Raw genomic sequence first — 15,927 nt, forward strand, 5'->3', positions numbered from 1 at the left:
GATGAGCACGGATCCGGCCGCCCTGCCGGGCGCCGCCGTCACGGTCAACGGAGCCGCCCGGGCGCTGGTCGGCGCCCAGCCGCCGCTCACCGCTCTCGACTGGCTGCGCGGCCTCGGGCTCACCGGCGCCAAGGAGGGCTGCGCCGAGGGGGAGTGCGGCGCGTGCGCCGTCCTGGTCGCCCGCCCGGGCTCCGACGCGGCGACCGAGTGGACGGCGATCAACGCCTGCCTGGTCCCGGCCGCCGCGCTCGCGGGCCAGGAGGTCGTCACCTCCGAGGGCCTCGGTACGCCGGACGCCCTGCACCCGGTGCAGCACGAGATGGCGGTGCGCGGCGGGTCGCAGTGCGGCTACTGCACGCCGGGTTTCGTCTGCAGCATGGCTGCCGAGTTCTACCGCCCCGGCCGCGCCTCCTTCGACCCGCACGCCCTGTCCGGCAACCTGTGCCGCTGCACCGGCTACCGCCCGATCGTCGATGCCGCCGAGGCGCTCGGACCGCCCGCCGCCGACGACCCCCTCGCCGTCCGTACGACGACAGCCCCGCCCGCTGCCCCGCCGCACTCGGTCCCGGGCTGGGTCCGGCCCGCGACCCTCGCCGAAGCGCTGACCCTCCTCGCCGAGCCCGGCGCGGTCGCGATCGCGGGCTCGACGGACCTCGGCGTCGAGGCCAACCTGCGCGGCTCCCGTCCCGCCCTGCTGGTGGCGATCGACCGGCTCGACGAGCTGCACGGCCTGAGCGTCGCCGGCGACGTGGTCGAGATCGGCGCGGCCCTCACGCTCAGCGAGGTCGAGCGCCGGCTCGAGGGGCGGATCCCCTTGCTGGACGCGGTGTTCCCGCAGTTCGCCTCCCGGCTGATCCGCAACGGCGCGACCTTCGGCGGCAACCTCGGCACCGGCTCACCGATCGGTGACCTGCCGCCCGCGCTGCTCGCCCTGGACGCCGAGCTCGTGCTCGCGGGACCGGAGGGCGAGCGAACCGTCCCGCTCACCACCTTCTTCACCGGCTACCGGCAGTCGGTCCGGCAGCCCGGCGAGCTGATCGCCCGGGTCCGGGTCCCGCTGCCGCTCGCCACCACGTCGGCCTTCCAGAAGATCGCCAAGCGCCGCTTCGACGACATCTCGTCGGTGGCGGTCGCCTTCGCGCTCGACGTCGTCGACGGCGTCGTCCGCAGGGCGGCGATCGGGCTGGGGGGAGTGGCCGCCACCCCGATCCGCGCGACCGCCGCCGAGCAGGCTCTGGTCGGCACCGTCTGGACGCCGGAGGGCATCGCCCCGGCCGCGGCAGCGCTGGCCGCGGCGGGCACGCCACTCGACGACCACCGCGCGAGCGCGGCCTACCGACGGGCGATGCTCGGGCAGGCACTCCCGCGGCTGCTCGCCGAGACGACGGAGGGGGCACTGTCATGAGCGTCGGCGAGGCCCGCCCCCACGAGGCAGCCGCCCTCCACGTCACCGGCCGCGCGCTCTACACCGACGACCTCGCGCTGCGCGCGCCCGGCGTCCTCCACGCCCACCCGGTCCAGGCGCCGCACGCCCACGCCCGGGTGACCCGCCTCGACCCCGCGCCGGCGTACGGGATCGCCGGCGTGGTGCGGGTCCTGACCGTCGCCGACGTCCCCGGCGTCAACGACTCCGGCACCAAGCACGACGAGCCGCTGTTCCCCGACGAGGTGATGTTCCACGGCCAGGCGGTGGCCTGGGTGCTGGGCGAGTCGCTCGAGGCCGCACGTCTCGGCGCGCTCGCGGTGGCCGTCGACTACGCGCCACTGCCGTCCCTCGTCACGGTCGCCGAGGCGATCGCCGCCGAGTCCTTCCAGGGCGCGCGCCCGACGATGGTCCGCGGCGACGTCGAGGCCGGATTCGCCGAAAGTACGCGGGTCTTCGAGGGCGTGACCGAGCTCGCCGGGCAGGAGCACTTCTACCTCGAGACGCACGCGTCCTTCGCGCAGGTCGACGACGACGGCCAGGTGTTCGTGCAGTCCAGCACGCAGCACCCGACCGAGACCCAGGAGATCGTCGCCCACGTGCTCGGCCTGGCCAGCCACCAGGTGACCGTGCAGTGCCTGCGGATGGGCGGTGGGTTCGGCGGCAAGGAGATGCAGCCCCACGGGTACGCCGCCGTTGCGGCCCTCGGCGCCACGCTCACCGGCCGCCCGGTCCGGGTGCGGCTCACCCGCCAGCAGGACATGACGATGAGCGGCAAGCGGCACGGCTTCCACGCCACCTGGAAGGTCGGGTTCGACGACGACGGTCGCCTGCAGGCGATCGACACGACCCTCACGTCCGACGGCGGCTGGAGCCTCGACCTCTCCGAGCCGGTGCTGTCGCGGGCGCTGTGCCACGTCGACAACGCGTACTGGATCCCGCACGTCCGGGCCGCCGGCCGGATCGCCCGCACCCACACCACCTCCCAGACCGCGTTCCGCGGCTTCGGCGGCCCGCAGGGGATGCTCGTCATCGAGGACGTCCTCGGCCGCTGCGCGCCCCTGCTCGGGCTGGCGCCCGAGGAGCTGCGCCGCCGCAACTTCTACGTCGAGGGCCAGGCGACGCCGTACGGCCAGCCGGTGCGGCACCCCGAGCGCCTCGACCGCGCCTGGCAGCAGGTCCTCGACACCAGCGAGTTCGCGGTGCGACGCAAGGAGATCGAGCGCCACAACGCCGGAAACCCGCATTCCAAGCGGGGTCTGGCGATCACGCCGGTGAAGTTCGGCATCTCCTTCAACTTCACGTCCTTCAACCAGGCCGGCGCACTGGTGCACGTCTACAAGGACGGCTCGGTGCTGATCAACCACGGCGGCACCGAGATGGGCCAGGGCCTGCACACCAAGATGCTGCAGGTCGCGGCGACCGCGCTGGGCTTGCCGATCGAGCGGGTCCGGCTCGCGCCCACGCGCACCGACAAGGTGCCCAACACCTCCGCCACCGCGGCGAGCTCCGGCGCCGACCTCAACGGGGCGGCGGTCAAGGACGCGTGCGACCAGGTCATGGCGCGGCTGGTCCCCGTGCGGGAGAAGCTGGGCGCTGACGCGGCGTGGGACGAGGTCGTGCGGACGGCGTACCTCGACCGGATCCAGCTCTGGGCCGCCGGTTTCTACCGCACCGAGGGCCTGTCCTGGGACGCGACCACGATGACCGGCCACCCGTTCAAGTACTTCGCGTACGGCGTCGCCGCGGCCGAGGTCGAGGTCGACGGCTTCACCGGTGCGTACGACGTACGCCGGGTCGACATCGTCCACGACGTCGGCGACAGCCTCTCGCCGCTGGTCGACCTCGGGCAGATCGAGGGCGGCTTCCTGCAGGGCGTCGGCTGGCTGACGCTCGAGGACCTGCGCTGGGACAGCTCGGACGGCCCGACGCGGGGCCGGCTCGCGACCCCGTCGGCGTCGACGTACAAGCTGCCGAGCCTGTCCGAGCTCCCCGCCGACCTGCGGGTCGCGCTCCTCGAGCGGGCCACCGAGGACGGCGTCGTGTACGGCTCCAAGGCCGTCGGAGAGCCGCCACTGATGCTGGCGTTCTCGGTGCGCGAGGCGCTGCGCGACGCGGTCGGCGCCTTCGGGCCGCCCGGCGTCAGCGTCGAGCTCGCCTCGCCCGCGACGCCCGAGGCGGTCTGGTGGGCGATCGAGAGGGTCAGGAGCTGAGCATGGACTGGCTGCGCGCACTCCAGCACCTCCGCGACACCCGCACCCCCGGGGTCCTGGTCACGATCACGGAGGTCCGCGGCCACGCGCCGCGTGCGGCCGGCGCCAAGCTCGTCGTGACGTCCGACGCGACGTGGGGGAGCATCGGCGGTGGCAACCTCGAGGAGTCCGCCGTACGCCGGGCGCGGGCCCTGCTGCACGACGCCCGCACGGCCGTGGTCACCGAGACGTACGACCTCTCCGACCGGGCGCCCGGCGAGCACGGCGTGCAGTGCTGCGGCGGTCGGGTGACGGTCCTCCACGAGCCGCTGCCGGTACGCCGCTCGGTCGCGGTCTTCGGCATGGGACACGTCGGCCTCGAGCTGGCGCTGCTGCTCAGCCGCCACGACCTGGAGCTGCACCTCGTCGACTCCCGCGCCGACCAGCTGGCCGACGACCGGCTGGCTCCCGCGCTCACCGGGCCGGCCGACGTACGCGTGCACCGGGTGCCCGTGCTACCCGAGCTCGTCGTCGCCGAGCTCCCCGTCGGCACCGACGTGCTGGTCCTCACCCACGACCACGCCGAGGATCTCGCCCTCCTCGACGCGCTGCTCCGCTCCGAGGTACCCGGCTCGATCGGCCTGATCGGCTCCGATGCGAAGTGGACCCGCTTCCGCGCTCGCCTCGCCGACCTCGGCCACGGCGAGTCGACGATCGCCCGGGTGCACACGCCGATCGGCGACCCGGCGATCATCGGGAAGGAGCCGGCCCGGATCGCCCTCGCGGTCGCGGTCGAGTTGCTCGCGCCCGCGCGTTTGAAGGACGCGGCGAGCGGTTAGGTTCACCTGCGTTGAGTTGGCTCGCCGAAACGGCGGCCACCCCGTCGCGTGTGAGGACCCGGCCCGTCATGAACTACCCCCCGCCCCCGCCCCCGGGCCAGCCGCCGTACGCCCAGACCTGGGCGGCGCCGGCCGGTCCGCCGCCACCGCCGAAGCGCAGCCGCACCGGGCTGACGATCGCGTTGATGGCGGTCGGGCTGGTGCTGGTCCTGGGCGTGATCGGCGTCGTCGCGCTGGTCGTCCGCGGTGATGACTCGGACAGCTCGGAACACTCGGCCGGCGCCGGCGGAGGCGCGCACGAGACGTCGTGCGAGGTCTACGCGGACGTGGTGCTGAACAGTGAGGTCTGGGCCGCGACCGACCTCGACCCGGACAAGCTGCAGGAGATGTACGACGCAGCCCTCGCCGACATCACCGACGACGAGGTCGCGGCGCTGGTGGAGGCCGAGGCCACGGTCACCGTGTCCTACTACCGCGCGCTGGGTGAGTGGAAGCAGTCCCTGGACGACGCGCTGGCGCAGGGCGAGTACCCCGACACCGCGATCCCGGCCGACATCACCTCCCAGCAGGGCAAGATCCCTGAGAGCCAGGCCGCTGTCGTCGAGGCGTGCCAGGACGCGCTGCCCGCTGGCAACGACAAGCCGATCCCGAAGATCACGGCTCCGACCCTCAACACGCCCAGCTGGATGGACGACGAGTGACCTCGCGCAGGTTCCCCTGGCTGGCGGTGCTCGGATCGTTCGCCCTGGCGCTGGTCCTGGTCGTCGGTGTCACCGTGGTCCTGGTGCTCGACCGCGACGAGTCGGACGCGTCGAAGGAGCGCCGGAGCCGGGCCGACGAGCTGAAGGAGCGGCTGCTGGAGGATGCGCGGGCGGAGCTCCCGACGACCGCGGATGTCGAGAACGCGGTTCCCGGCTACGACTACACCACGCCCGTGACCGGCGTCGGCACCGACGCCGACCTGGCCATTCCGGCCAGCTACGACGCCGAGGTGAGCGACCCGTGGCGGGGGGCGGCCGGCAAGATCGAGGTGTACGCCGACGCGGCCCTGACCAAGCCGGTTCCGATCGAGATCCTCCCTGACCTGACCTCGTCCGCCTCCGACCCGCACCTGGCCATCACGCCGGTAGGGGTCAGGTCGTCGTACATCACACGCCAGGACGGCCAGGCGAAGGGCGCGCTGGCCGACCTCGGGACGTACTGGAACCTCAATCCCCACGTCTACGTCGTCCAGTACCTCACCGCCGACGGCGCCCAGCGTCCTCGGCCGCTGGTCACCCAGGTCGACTTCGTCGCCGAGACGCCCGCGCCGGCGCAGATCACCTCGTCGGTGACCGCCGAGGGCGATGCGTTGCTGGAGTGGACGCGGGTCCAGGACGCGACGGAGTACGTCGTCGTGCTGCTGCAGCGGCGCGGCGACGACCTCAACGACTCGGTGCGCGTCGTCGGGCGCACCACGGAGACGACCTGGTCGTCGGCCTCGACGTCGAAGTGCTACCACGACTGCACCCAGAACGAGGTCATGCGGCTGACCACGGTCGACGGGTCGACCCAGCTGTCGTTGCCGCAGCTGGTCGCCGAGAAGGTCGACGCCCGCCTCGGCGTCGTCGCCGTCGTGGACCGGGAGGCGTCGGCGATGGCTCCGATCGACTTCAACGGCCTGGAGACACTGCCCGTCCGGGCCGACCGGAAGTGGGACGACGGCGCCGACATCGACAACCGCGGCCTGGCGGCGCTGCCGAGCCGGTTCCTGTTCGTGTCCATCGACGGCTCGACCCGTGCGACCGGCGCGAGCGTCGACCGTTCCGAGGTGAGCCGCGACGGGGACCACTGGGTCGTCCCGCTGCGCGGGCAGGGGACCCGGCTGGTCGATCCCGTGCGCATCCCGGTCACGGCCGTCGACGACATCGACGCCGCGGTCGCGACGTTCAACGAGCGCGCGCAGCGCGACTACCCGCCCGCCGGGCTGGACGAGGCGGGCATCGTGATCCGCGCCGACCTGCCCAAGGTGCCGGGCCCGGAGCTGCCTGCGCCGGACTACCCGGTCTTCGGGAGCAACGAGCTCACGACGTTCATCGCCGGGCAGCTGATCGCGGGCTCCACGGCCATCGACGTCTCGGAGTTCGACGACCAGCCGGGACTTCCCGAGATCGAGGACGCTCTGAGCGAGGCCATCTACCAGAACCCCTACGCCCTTGCGTACTTCGACCGGTTCGCCGTCAGCGGTTCGGTCATCCACGTCGAGTCGGGCCTGTCGCTCACCGAGAGGCAGGCGTTGCAGAAGAAGGTCGCCGACGCCAGCGAGGCCGTCGTGGAGAGCGTGATCACCGCTGGGATGAGCGCGTCCGACAAGGTCGCAGCCATCAACCGTTACCTGGTGGACCACGGCGACTACGACCACCCCGCCCTCGACTCCACGACCGGCAACCGGTACGACATCCCGACCAGCTACCGGTACGCCTGGCAGCCCAACGGCATCCTCGTCAACAACCTGGGGGTGTGCATGAGCTACGCGTACGCCTTCCAGGCTGTCGCTGAAGAGGCCGGGCTCGAGACGGTCGTCATCGTGGGTGAGCTCGCCGACGGTGGTGGCCACGCGTGGAACAAGGTCAAGGTCGGTGGCAGCTGGCGCGCGGTCGACGTGACCTGGAACGACCCCCGGGGGCCCTGGACATCCTCGTCGGGCACCCGTTACCTGATGATCCGCGATGCGGGGTTCACCGGTGACGCTCTCCGGTCGGAGGACAGCCGCTGGATGTCCGACGCCTACCTCAGCCAGTACGCCACCCGCTGATGCGCGCCGCGTTCCAGGGCTACTGGATGGCGCCGGGCGCCTTCGGCGGCGTACCGGCCTGGCTGGTCGTCGAGGACGGACACCTCGCCCTGCTGGCTCCGGGCCAGAGCCCGACCGGCTTCGTCGACGTCTTCCGGGTCCCGGCCCACCAGGCCAGGGTCTCCTCGGCCGCGCAGCGGATCACCGTCACGGTGGCCGGGCGCTCCTACCCGGTGCTCGCCCGGCCACTCGGACCGGTGATCGGCCCCGTGCTCGGCGTGGCCGGCGCTGCGGTCCACCTCGCGGACGGCGACGTCGCACACCGGGCAGGTACGGCGGGGCGCGTCGTGAATGTCGCAGCCGACGCGTCCGCGTTCGCCCGTCAGGGCGGACCTCAGCTCCTTGCAGCACTGCGGCACGAGGGCGGGCAGGTGCGCCGCGTCGGCTACGGCGTCCTGCTGAGCGTCGGCTTCGTGATCGGCCTGCTGGTCGCCGTCCTGGTCACCGTGGTGACGGTGGCGGTACTGGCTCAGTAGGCAGTGCGACCCTCGTTCGCCAGCCACGCGTCGAAGGGCGCGGCGGCGTCGGTGGTCGCGACCTGGGTGACGGGCATCGTCCACTCCGAGCGCGGCCGGTCGAACAGCTCGTAGAAGGCCCGGTCGTCGAACCCGCCGCGGGCGGCGTCGTCGCGGTCGGCGGCGTACACCACCCGGTCGAGGCGGGCCCACAGCGACGCGGACACGCACAGCGGGCACGGCTCGCACGAGGTGTACAGCGTGCAGCCGGTCAGCTCGAACGTCCCGAGCGTGGTGCAGGCGGCGCGGATCGCCATCACCTCCGCGTGGGCGGTGGGGTCGAGGTCGCGGGTGACCCGGTTCTGGCCCTCGGCCACGAGGACGCCGTCGCGGACGATCGCCGCGCCGAAGGGCCCGCCGCCGGCGGCGACATTGGTCGTGGCCAGCTCGACGGCCCGTGCCAGCCAGGTCTGCTCGCTCATGCGGCCATTCAACCCTGTGAGGCGACCAGCCGCTCCATGACGCGACGAAGCGCCTGGACGACGTGCTGCGCCGAGCGTCGGCGCAGGGTCTCCGGGCGAGCGAGCACGTCGATCGTCCGGCTGGTGCTCAGGCCGTGGAGGGGGCGGAGCACGACGTCGTCGTACGGGTGGGCCGAGGTGTAGCGCGGGAGCAGGCCGATCCCGGAGCCGGCGGCGACGAGCGCCGCTACGGCGCCGTAGTCGTTGACGCGGTGCACCACCTCGGCGTTGCGGCGGGTGAGCGCGGCGACGGCGATGAGGACGTCGTCGGGGGAGTAGCCGACCCGGCTGGTCACCCAGCGCTCGCCGACGACGTCGCGGGGACGCAGCCGCTCACGTCCGGCCAGCGGGTGGTCGGCGGGGAGGGCGACGTCGAGGGGCTCGCGGGCGAGGGTGACGACGTGCAGGTCGTCGGTGGGCCAGGGCGGGCTGTGCTCCATCCGGTGGGCCAGGACGAGGTCGTACTGCGCGGTCAGCGCGGGGAAGTCGCGCTGGGCGACGTCCTCGTCGGTCAGCCGCAGGTCCGGGGCGTCGGGATGGCTGCCGAGCTCGCGCAGCAGCGGGCCGAACACCGCCTGGCCGGCGCTGTGGAAGCTGCTCAGGGTCACCGTCCCGCCGGGTGCGTCCTCGAACTCCTCGACCGCACCGCGGGCGGCGGCCATCGCGTCGATGACGTCGGCGCCGGCGCGGGCGAGGGAACGTCCGGCGTCGGTGAGGGTCAGCACCCGCCCGTCGCGGCGGGTCAGTGGCGTCGCGAACTGCCGCTGCAGCGCGGCCAGGTGCTGCGACACGGCCGACGGCGAGACGTGGAGCGACTCGGCGACGGCCGTGACACTGCCGAGGGCGCCGAGCTCGCGCAGGATGGTGAGCTGGTGGATCTCCACGGCACCAGCCTACGGTGAAGCAATCACTTAAAGGACGGTGCAGGAACTGCCCGTTGCTCTGCATGGTCGTCCGGCGCTCCAATGGACCCATGAAGGCGCTCTACAAGGCCGAGGCGGCCCCCGGGCTCGTGCTCGTCGATCGTCCCGACCCCGTCTGCGGTCCGGCCGACGTGATCATCCGGGTGCTCCGCACCGGCATCTGCGGCACCGACCTGCACATCCTGCGCTGGGACGACTGGGCCGCCGGCGCGGTCAGGGCGCCGCTGACGCCGGGCCACGAGTTCTACGGCGAGGTGGTCGAGGTCGGCCCGCTCGTCACCGACGTCTCCGTCGGCGACCGGGTCTCCGGTGAGGGCCACATCGTGTGCGGCACCTGCCGCAACTGCCGCGCCGGGCGCCGCCAGATGTGCATCCGCACCATCGGCCTCGGTGTGCAGCGCGACGGCGCGTTCGCGGAGTACCTCAGCCTGCCGGCCAGCAACGTCTGGGTGCACCACCCCGACGTCGACCCCGACCTTGGCGCGATCTTCGACCCGCTCGGCAACGCCGTGCACACCGCGCTCGCGTTCCCGCTCGTCGGCGAGGACGTCCTCGTCACGGGCTGCGGCCCGATCGGGCTGATGGCGATCGCGATCGCCCGCCACGTCGGTGCCCGGTACGTCGTCGGCACCGACGTCAGCCCGGCCCGGCTCGAGCTGGCCCGGGGGATGGGCGCGGACGCGGTCGTCGACGTCTCGACGGGCTCGGTCGCCGACGTGCAGCAGGCACTCCACATGCGCGAGGGCTTCGACATCGGCTTCGAGATGAGCGGCGCCCCCTCCGCGCTGCCGCAGATGATCGACAACATGAACCACGGCGGCCGGATCGCCATGCTCGGCCTGCCCAGCGCGCCGTTCGCGATCGACTGGGGCAAGGTCGTGACCCACATGCTCACGCTCAAGGGGATCTACGGTCGCGAGATGTTCGAGACCTGGAACGCCATGGGGGCGATGCTGCAGTCGAGCAGCGCCCTGCGTACGGCGATCGGCTCGGTCATCTCCGACCGGCTGCCCGCGCGCGAGTGGGAGCAGGGATTCGAGATCGCGGCGTCCGCCGGGGTCGGCAAGGTCGTGCTGGACTGGACGGAGCTGTGATGTACGGGAACTTCAGGAACCACCTCACCGCCGAGCTCGACGGGATCGAGCAGGCGGGGCTCACCAAGCGCGAGCGCGGCATCCGCGGCCCGCAGAAGGCCGAGATCGTCGCCGACGGCGCCGAGGTCCTCAACTTCTGCGCCAACAACTACCTCGGCCTCGCCGACGACCCGCGGCTGCTCGAGGCAGCCCACGGAGCGCTCGACGAGTGGGGCTACGGCCTGGCCAGCGTCCGGTTCATCTGCGGCACCCAGGAGCAGCACCTCGAGCTCGAGCGCCGGCTCGCGGAGTTCCTCGGCACCGAGGACACGATCCTCTACTCGTCGTGCTTCGACGCCAACGGCGGCGTCTTCGAGACCCTCTTCGGGTCCGAGGACGCGATCATCTCCGACGCCCTCAACCACGCGTCGATCATCGACGGCATCCGGCTGTCCAAGGCCCGCCGGCTCCGGTACGCCAACCGCGACATGGCCGACCTCGAGGCCCAGCTGCAGTCCGCCGCCGACGCCCGCTTCCGGGTGGTCGTCACCGACGGCGTCTTCTCGATGGACGGCTACATCGCGCCGCTGCGCGAGATCTGCGACCTCGCCGACAGGTACGACGCGCTCGTGCTCGTCGACGACTCCCACGCCGTCGGCTTCATCGGTGCGGGCGGTCGCGGCACCCCCGAGCTGTGCGGCGTGGCCGACCGGGTCGACATCTACACCGGCACCTTCGGCAAGGCGCTGGGCGGCGCGTCGGGCGGCTACGTCTCCTCGCACCGCGAGATCGTCGCCCTGCTGCGCCAGCGCTCGCGCCCGTACCTGTTCTCCAACACCCTCGCCCCCGCGATCGTCGCCGGCACCCTGCGCGCGCTCGACCTGGTCGAGGGCTCGGGCGAGCTGCGGGAGCAGCTGCAGGCCAACGCCGCGCTCTTCCGCGAGCTCATGACCGCCGAGGGCTTCGACCTGCTGCCCGGCGAGCACCCGATCGTGCCGGTGATGTTCGGCGACGCCGCGCTCACCGCCCGGATGGCCGACGAGATGCAGAAGCACGGCGTCTATGTGACCGCGTTCAGCTTCCCGGTCGTGCCGCGGGGCGAGGCCCGGATCAGGGTCCAGCTCTCCGCGGCGCACACCGAGGAGCAGGTCCGCCGCTGCGTGGACGCCTTCGTCGCCGGACGCGAGGCCGCCCAGGGGTGACGGTCAGGGAAGGAGTGGCGTCGTCAGGTTGATATGACAGGAAGATTTCCTGTTCAATGGGACTCATGACGGACGTTCTCTCGCTCGCTGACCGTATCGACAGCCGCGGTGCCGCCGTGGTGGCGGATCCGTCCTGGCAGGCGCTGAAGGACGCGGTCGAGCAGATCCGCACCTGGCAGCTCGCCGACGGCTCCGTCGACCTCGCCGCCGACGGCGCCCCGACCCGCGAGACGGTCGCCGCCGCCGTGGCCCGCGTGGTCGACGCCGTCGAGGCGCTCTCGCCGCTGCTCCCGCACGACGCGGCGTACCACCGCGCGCTCGTCACCGACCTGCGCCGCTGGGCCGACGCGGGCTTCGGCGTACCGGACTTCCTCGACTCGCTGCTCGCCTTCCAGCCCGCCGCCGAGCGTGTCGACGGCCGCCAGCACCTCGTCGTGTTCCCGATGTACACCCAGAACGGCAACCCGAACCGCAACCTCGAGGCCGTCGCCTTCCGGATGGTCTGGCCCGAGTGGCTCGCCGACCTCGAGGCCACGCGCTACGACAACCCGCTGTTCTGCGGCATCGCGTTCGAGGACTTCACCAGCGGCTACGACACCAACTCGGCGGTGCTCTTCCCCGAGACCGTCGCCGTGCGCGAGGTGCCCGAGCGGTTCAGCTGGGGCGGCATCTTCTGCGACCGCGAGGCCGCCCGCTTCCGTCGCGTCGGCACCGCAGCCGTCGACCTGCTCGGCGTCGAGCTGCCCGACGAGGTCCGTGGCCTGCTCGAGGACCAGCAGCGCAGCCAGGACGCCTTCGTGCTCTGGGACATGATCCACGACCGCGCCCACAGCCACGGCGACCTGCCGTTCGACCCGTTCATGATCAAGCAGCGCCAGCCGTTCTGGATGTACGGCCTGGAGGAGCTGCGCTGCGACCTGACCGCGTTCAAGGCGGCCGTCGAGCTCGAGGCCGAGGGCAACGAGGTCGCCGCGGACGCGCAGCACGCGATCCTGCTCGACCGGATGTTCCGGTTCCCGGTCACCGGCGAGCGCACCCGCAACTACGACGGCCTCGGCGGCCAGCTGCTGTTCGCCTACCTGCACCAGCACGACGCGATCCGCTGGACCGACAACAAGCTGCGCATCGACTGGGACCTCGCGCCGCAGGTCACCAACGCGCTGTGCGCCGAGATCGAGCAGCTCTACCGCGACGGCATCGACCGCCCGAAGATCGTGCACTGGCAGGCCGCCTACGAGCTGGTCAGCCGCTACCTCGCGCCGCACCCGGCCTCGAAGTGGGCCCGTGGCGCCGACGCGCTCGACTTCTCCAAGCAGCCGCGCGAGCTCGTCGACGACGTGCTGGCCGACGAGTTCCCGCTGAGCATGTTCTTCGAGGCCCTGGCCAAGAAGCTCAAGAACGTGATCGCGGAGACCCGCGGCATCACTGCCGCAGCATGACCCGGGTCATCGCGGTCGCCGGTGCCGGCGGCCCGGCGGGTCGTGCCGCCGTACGCCGGCTCGCGGCCGGTGGCGCCGTCGTCGTCGCTGCCGACGCCGACCCTGCCCGGCTCGACGGCCTCGACGCCGAGTGCAGCGTCGTGGACCTGCTCGACCCGGACGCCACGCGCGCCTGGATCGACGACGTCGTCGCCCGGCACGGTCGCCTCGACGGGGTCGTGCACCTCGTCGGCGGCTGGCGTGGCGGCAAGGGCCTGACCGCCGAGGCGCTCGACCACTGGGCGGTGCTCGAGCCGCTCCTGGTCCGCACGCTGCAGCACACCTCGCTGGCCGCGCAGTCGGCCCTGGTGGAGTCCGGTGGCCGGTTCGTGGTGGTCAGCGCCGCCGGTGCCGGTACGCCGACCGCCGGCAACGCGTCGTACGCCGCCGCCAAGGCCGCGGCCGAGGCCTGGACCCTCGGCCTGGCCCATGCCTTCGGCCGGGCCGACGGGGACGCCGCCGCTACGATCCTGGTGGTCAAGGCACTGCTCGACGATGCGATGCGCGCCGCCCGCCCGGACGCCGCCTTCGACGGCTTCACCCACGTCGACGACCTGGCCGAGACGATCGCCGGTCTGTGGGACCGGCCGAGCGCCGAGCTGAACGGAGAGCGACTGTGGCTGACGCCGCGACCCTGACCACCGGTTCCACCGCTGCCCAGCGACGGCACGACCCCGAGGCACGCCAGTTCGCCAGCGACAACTACGCCGGCGTGCACCCCGAGGTGCTGGCCGCGATCGCGCTGGCCAACGGCGGCCACCAGGTGTCGTACGGCGAGGACGCCTACACCGAGCACCTGCAGACGATCATGGCCGGGCTGTTCGGCGACGGCGTCGAGGCGTACCCGGTCTTCAACGGCACCGGCGCCAACGTCGTCGGCCTGCAGGCGCTGACCGACCGCTGGGGTGCGGTGATCTGCGCCGAGACCGCCCACATCAACGTCGACGAGGGCGGCGCCCCCGAGCGGATGGGCGGCCTCAAGCTGCACAGCGTCGCCACCCCCGACGGCAAGCTCACCCCCGAGCTGGTCGACAAGCACGCGTGGGGCTTCGACGACGAGCACCGCGCGATGCCGCAGGTCGTCTCGATCACCCAGTCCACCGAGCTCGGCACGCTCTACACGCCCGACGAGGTGCGCGCCCTCGCCGAGCACGCCCACGGGCTGGGCATGCGCCTGCACCTCGACGGCGCCCGGCTCGCGAACGCGGCGGCCGCGCTCGACGTACCGCTGCGTTCGTTCACCTCCGACGCCGGCGTCGACGTGCTCTCCTTCGGCGCCACCAAGAACGGCGCCCTCGCCGGCGAGGCCGTCGTGATCCTGAACCCCGAGGGCGTCAGCCACCTCAAGCACCTGCGCAAGCTGTCGATGCAGCTGGCCAGCAAGATGCGGTTCGTGTCGGTGCAGTTCGAGGCGCTGCTCGCCGACGGGCTCTGGCTGCGCCTGGCCGGACACGCCAACACCATGGCGCAGCGGCTCGCGGCCGGTGTCCGCGAGGTCGACGGCGTCGAGATCCTCCACCCGGTGCAGGCCAACGGGGTCTTCGCCCGGCTGCCCCACGACGTCAGCCGCCGGCTGATGGAGCGGCACCGCTTCTACTTCTGGGACGAGGCCGCCGGCGACGTGCGGTGGATGTGCTCCTTCGACACCACCGAGGACGACGTCGACGCCTTCCTCGGCGCGCTGCGCGAGGAGATGGGCCGGGCCTGACCGGTCAGGACCGCAGGCTCTCCCGCTTCATCCCGAACACCCACCGCCTGCGCGGGTGCTCGCTGACCGACCACAGGCAGCCGGTCTCCGGCCACCAGACCAGGTCCTCCGGGCCCGGAGGCGTCGCCCACCTGTGCTCACGCAGCGCACCCGGGCGGCCGACGTACACCGACCCGGGCTTGCGTCGCCCGCGTGATCGGCTGACGTAGTAGGTGCCGTCGACCGCGGCCACGCCCTGCATCCGCGGGACGCCGCGGTCGTCGACCTCGGGGACCGAGCGGCCGTCGGCCTCGTGCCGCGGCAGGCCGCTGTCGGGGTCGATCGCGAAGCGCGCCATGCGTCGGGTCTGGGAGGCCGAGCCGTACTCGCCGACGACGAGGGCCGGTACGTCGTGGCTGCGGTCGAGGGTGAGGAACGAGAAGCGCAGCCGTTCGACGCCCTCGTCGTGCCCGCTCTGCTGGGTGAACCGGATCGGGAGCACGTAGCGGTGTCCGAAGGTCTCGTACGACGACCCGGCCGGTACCCGCAGCACGTCGGCCACGTGGGCGCTGTAGATGCCCGCGCCGGTCGCCGCGACGTGGAGGAAGTCGCCGTGCCACACGATGCCGCCGGCGTGCACCCTCAGTGGCCGGAAGCCGACCTTGCCGTCGACCAGCGTCGGGATCACCAGCAGCACGTGGCCGTAGCGACGCCGCTCGACGTCGACCACGCTGATCCGCGACCCGCCGGCCTTGCGGGCGTACCACGACGTCACCAGCACGTCGTGCCCGTGTCCCTCGCGGAAGCCGGTCTGCGCCGAGGTGGTGATGCCCTGCGGGTACCAGTTCGGGTCCTGCCGGTCCGCGGCCTCCCAGGTCCACGCCCGGCTGACCTTGAGCCCGAGCATCCGGGGGAGCGGTGCGAACGTGCGGCGCAGCCGGAACGGCAGGTCCGGCGCCATCGCCGCCATCCCCACCCGACCACCGCCGTCGGCGGTCAGGGCCGCCACGAGCGCGTCGATCTCGTCGCTGTTCTCCGCGGTGCGGGTCAGGTGCAGTCCGGCCACGGCGGCCACCGTAGTCGAGGATGCGCAGCGTCGGTGGTCGAGGAGGTCGCGCAGCGACTGTCACGAGACCACCCGGGATGCTGCCGGAACTGTGCGCGGGCTTCGGTCGCGCGGTGGTTGTGTTCGGAAAGGCGCTGACGAGGAAGGGCCGTAGATGGTCGGGTTCGGCGGTCGGGTTGCGGTCCGCGACGCCTCTTCCGGGGCTTCTGGCGACGTCGCTTCTCCACACCCCACT

General features: G+C 72.6%; 14 protein-coding genes. 11 read left to right on the forward strand and 3 right to left on the reverse strand.

From position 1 onward, the window contains the following. Position 1: 1 nt before the first annotated feature. From ACZYRU_RS05880 to ACZYRU_RS05905, 6 genes are all read left to right on the forward strand, one after another. Positions 2-1,405 carry a xanthine dehydrogenase small subunit gene (locus tag ACZYRU_RS05880; RefSeq protein WP_488956133.1) on the forward strand — a complete coding sequence of 468 codons (1,404 nt, stop codon included), beginning with the start codon at positions 2-4 and terminating at the stop codon, positions 1,403-1,405. After that, positions 1,402-3,636 (forward strand): xanthine dehydrogenase molybdopterin binding subunit, encoded by a 2,235-nt coding sequence (gene xdhB / locus ACZYRU_RS05885; RefSeq protein WP_488956134.1) that lies wholly within the window; start codon positions 1,402-1,404, stop codon positions 3,634-3,636. The genes ACZYRU_RS05880 and xdhB overlap by 4 nt, the downstream gene beginning before the upstream one ends. 2 nt (positions 3,637-3,638) lie before the next feature. Next, on the forward strand, positions 3,639-4,454 hold the full coding sequence (gene xdhC / locus ACZYRU_RS05890; protein WP_488956135.1) for a xanthine dehydrogenase accessory protein XdhC: 816 nt from the start codon (positions 3,639-3,641) through the stop codon (positions 4,452-4,454). A gap of 68 nt (positions 4,455-4,522) precedes the next feature. Further along, positions 4,523-5,155: a hypothetical protein gene (locus ACZYRU_RS05895; protein WP_488956136.1), complete on the forward strand. Its 633-nt coding sequence runs from the start codon at positions 4,523-4,525 to the stop codon at positions 5,153-5,155. Beyond that, positions 5,152-7,248 (forward strand): transglutaminase domain-containing protein, encoded by a 2,097-nt coding sequence (locus ACZYRU_RS05900; RefSeq protein ID WP_488956137.1) that lies wholly within the window; start codon positions 5,152-5,154, stop codon positions 7,246-7,248. The genes ACZYRU_RS05895 and ACZYRU_RS05900 overlap by 4 nt, the downstream gene beginning before the upstream one ends. Next, positions 7,248-7,763, forward strand: a complete 516-nt coding sequence (locus tag ACZYRU_RS05905) for a hypothetical protein (protein ID WP_488956138.1) — start codon at positions 7,248-7,250, stop codon at positions 7,761-7,763. Before ACZYRU_RS05900 ends, ACZYRU_RS05905 begins: the two co-directional genes overlap by 1 nt. On the opposite strand, the gene ACZYRU_RS05910 is transcribed toward ACZYRU_RS05905, so the two are convergent. Together ACZYRU_RS05910 and ACZYRU_RS05915 are read right to left on the reverse strand one after the other, a co-directional pair. Continuing rightward, a complete protein-coding gene (locus tag ACZYRU_RS05910) occupies positions 7,757-8,224 on the reverse strand; it encodes a nucleoside deaminase (protein ID WP_488956139.1) in 468 nt (155 codons plus the stop codon). The two genes, ACZYRU_RS05905 and ACZYRU_RS05910, sit on opposite strands and share 7 nt — an antisense overlap. A gap of 8 nt (positions 8,225-8,232) precedes the next feature. Next, positions 8,233-9,147 (reverse strand): LysR family transcriptional regulator, encoded by a 915-nt coding sequence (locus ACZYRU_RS05915; RefSeq protein WP_488956140.1) that lies wholly within the window; start codon positions 9,145-9,147, stop codon positions 8,233-8,235. A gap of 89 nt (positions 9,148-9,236) precedes the next feature. Between ACZYRU_RS05915 and tdh the strand changes: the two genes are divergently transcribed. The 5 genes from tdh to ACZYRU_RS05940 all read left to right on the forward strand — a co-directional run bounded on the left by tdh (position 9,237) and on the right by ACZYRU_RS05940 (position 14,647). Then, positions 9,237-10,280 (forward strand): L-threonine 3-dehydrogenase, encoded by a 1,044-nt coding sequence (gene tdh, locus ACZYRU_RS05920; protein WP_488956141.1) that lies wholly within the window; start codon positions 9,237-9,239, stop codon positions 10,278-10,280. Beyond that, the gene (locus ACZYRU_RS05925; protein WP_488956142.1) at positions 10,280-11,461 is read left to right on the forward strand and encodes a glycine C-acetyltransferase; all 1,182 of its coding nucleotides are present in this window, start codon (positions 10,280-10,282) and stop codon (positions 11,459-11,461) included. The genes tdh and ACZYRU_RS05925 overlap by 1 nt, the downstream gene beginning before the upstream one ends. A gap of 65 nt (positions 11,462-11,526) precedes the next feature. Then, positions 11,527-12,900 carry a DUF6421 family protein gene (locus ACZYRU_RS05930; protein WP_488956143.1) on the forward strand — a complete coding sequence of 458 codons (1,374 nt, stop codon included), beginning with the start codon at positions 11,527-11,529 and terminating at the stop codon, positions 12,898-12,900. Beyond that, positions 12,897-13,577, forward strand: coding sequence for an SDR family oxidoreductase (locus ACZYRU_RS05935; protein ID WP_488956144.1), 681 nt, complete (start codon positions 12,897-12,899; stop codon positions 13,575-13,577). Before ACZYRU_RS05930 ends, ACZYRU_RS05935 begins: the two co-directional genes overlap by 4 nt. Further along, the gene (locus tag ACZYRU_RS05940; protein WP_488956145.1) at positions 13,556-14,647 is read left to right on the forward strand and encodes a threonine aldolase family protein; all 1,092 of its coding nucleotides are present in this window, start codon (positions 13,556-13,558) and stop codon (positions 14,645-14,647) included. The genes ACZYRU_RS05935 and ACZYRU_RS05940 overlap by 22 nt, the downstream gene beginning before the upstream one ends. A 4-nt stretch (positions 14,648-14,651) precedes the next feature. Here the strand turns inward: ACZYRU_RS05940 and ACZYRU_RS05945 are convergent, their stop codons facing one another. Beyond that, on the reverse strand, positions 14,652-15,692 hold the full coding sequence (locus tag ACZYRU_RS05945) for a hypothetical protein (RefSeq protein ID WP_488956146.1): 1,041 nt from the start codon (positions 15,690-15,692) through the stop codon (positions 14,652-14,654). Positions 15,693-15,927 lie beyond the last annotated feature (235 nt).

Source organism: Nocardioides sp. F233, assembly GCF_057813895.1.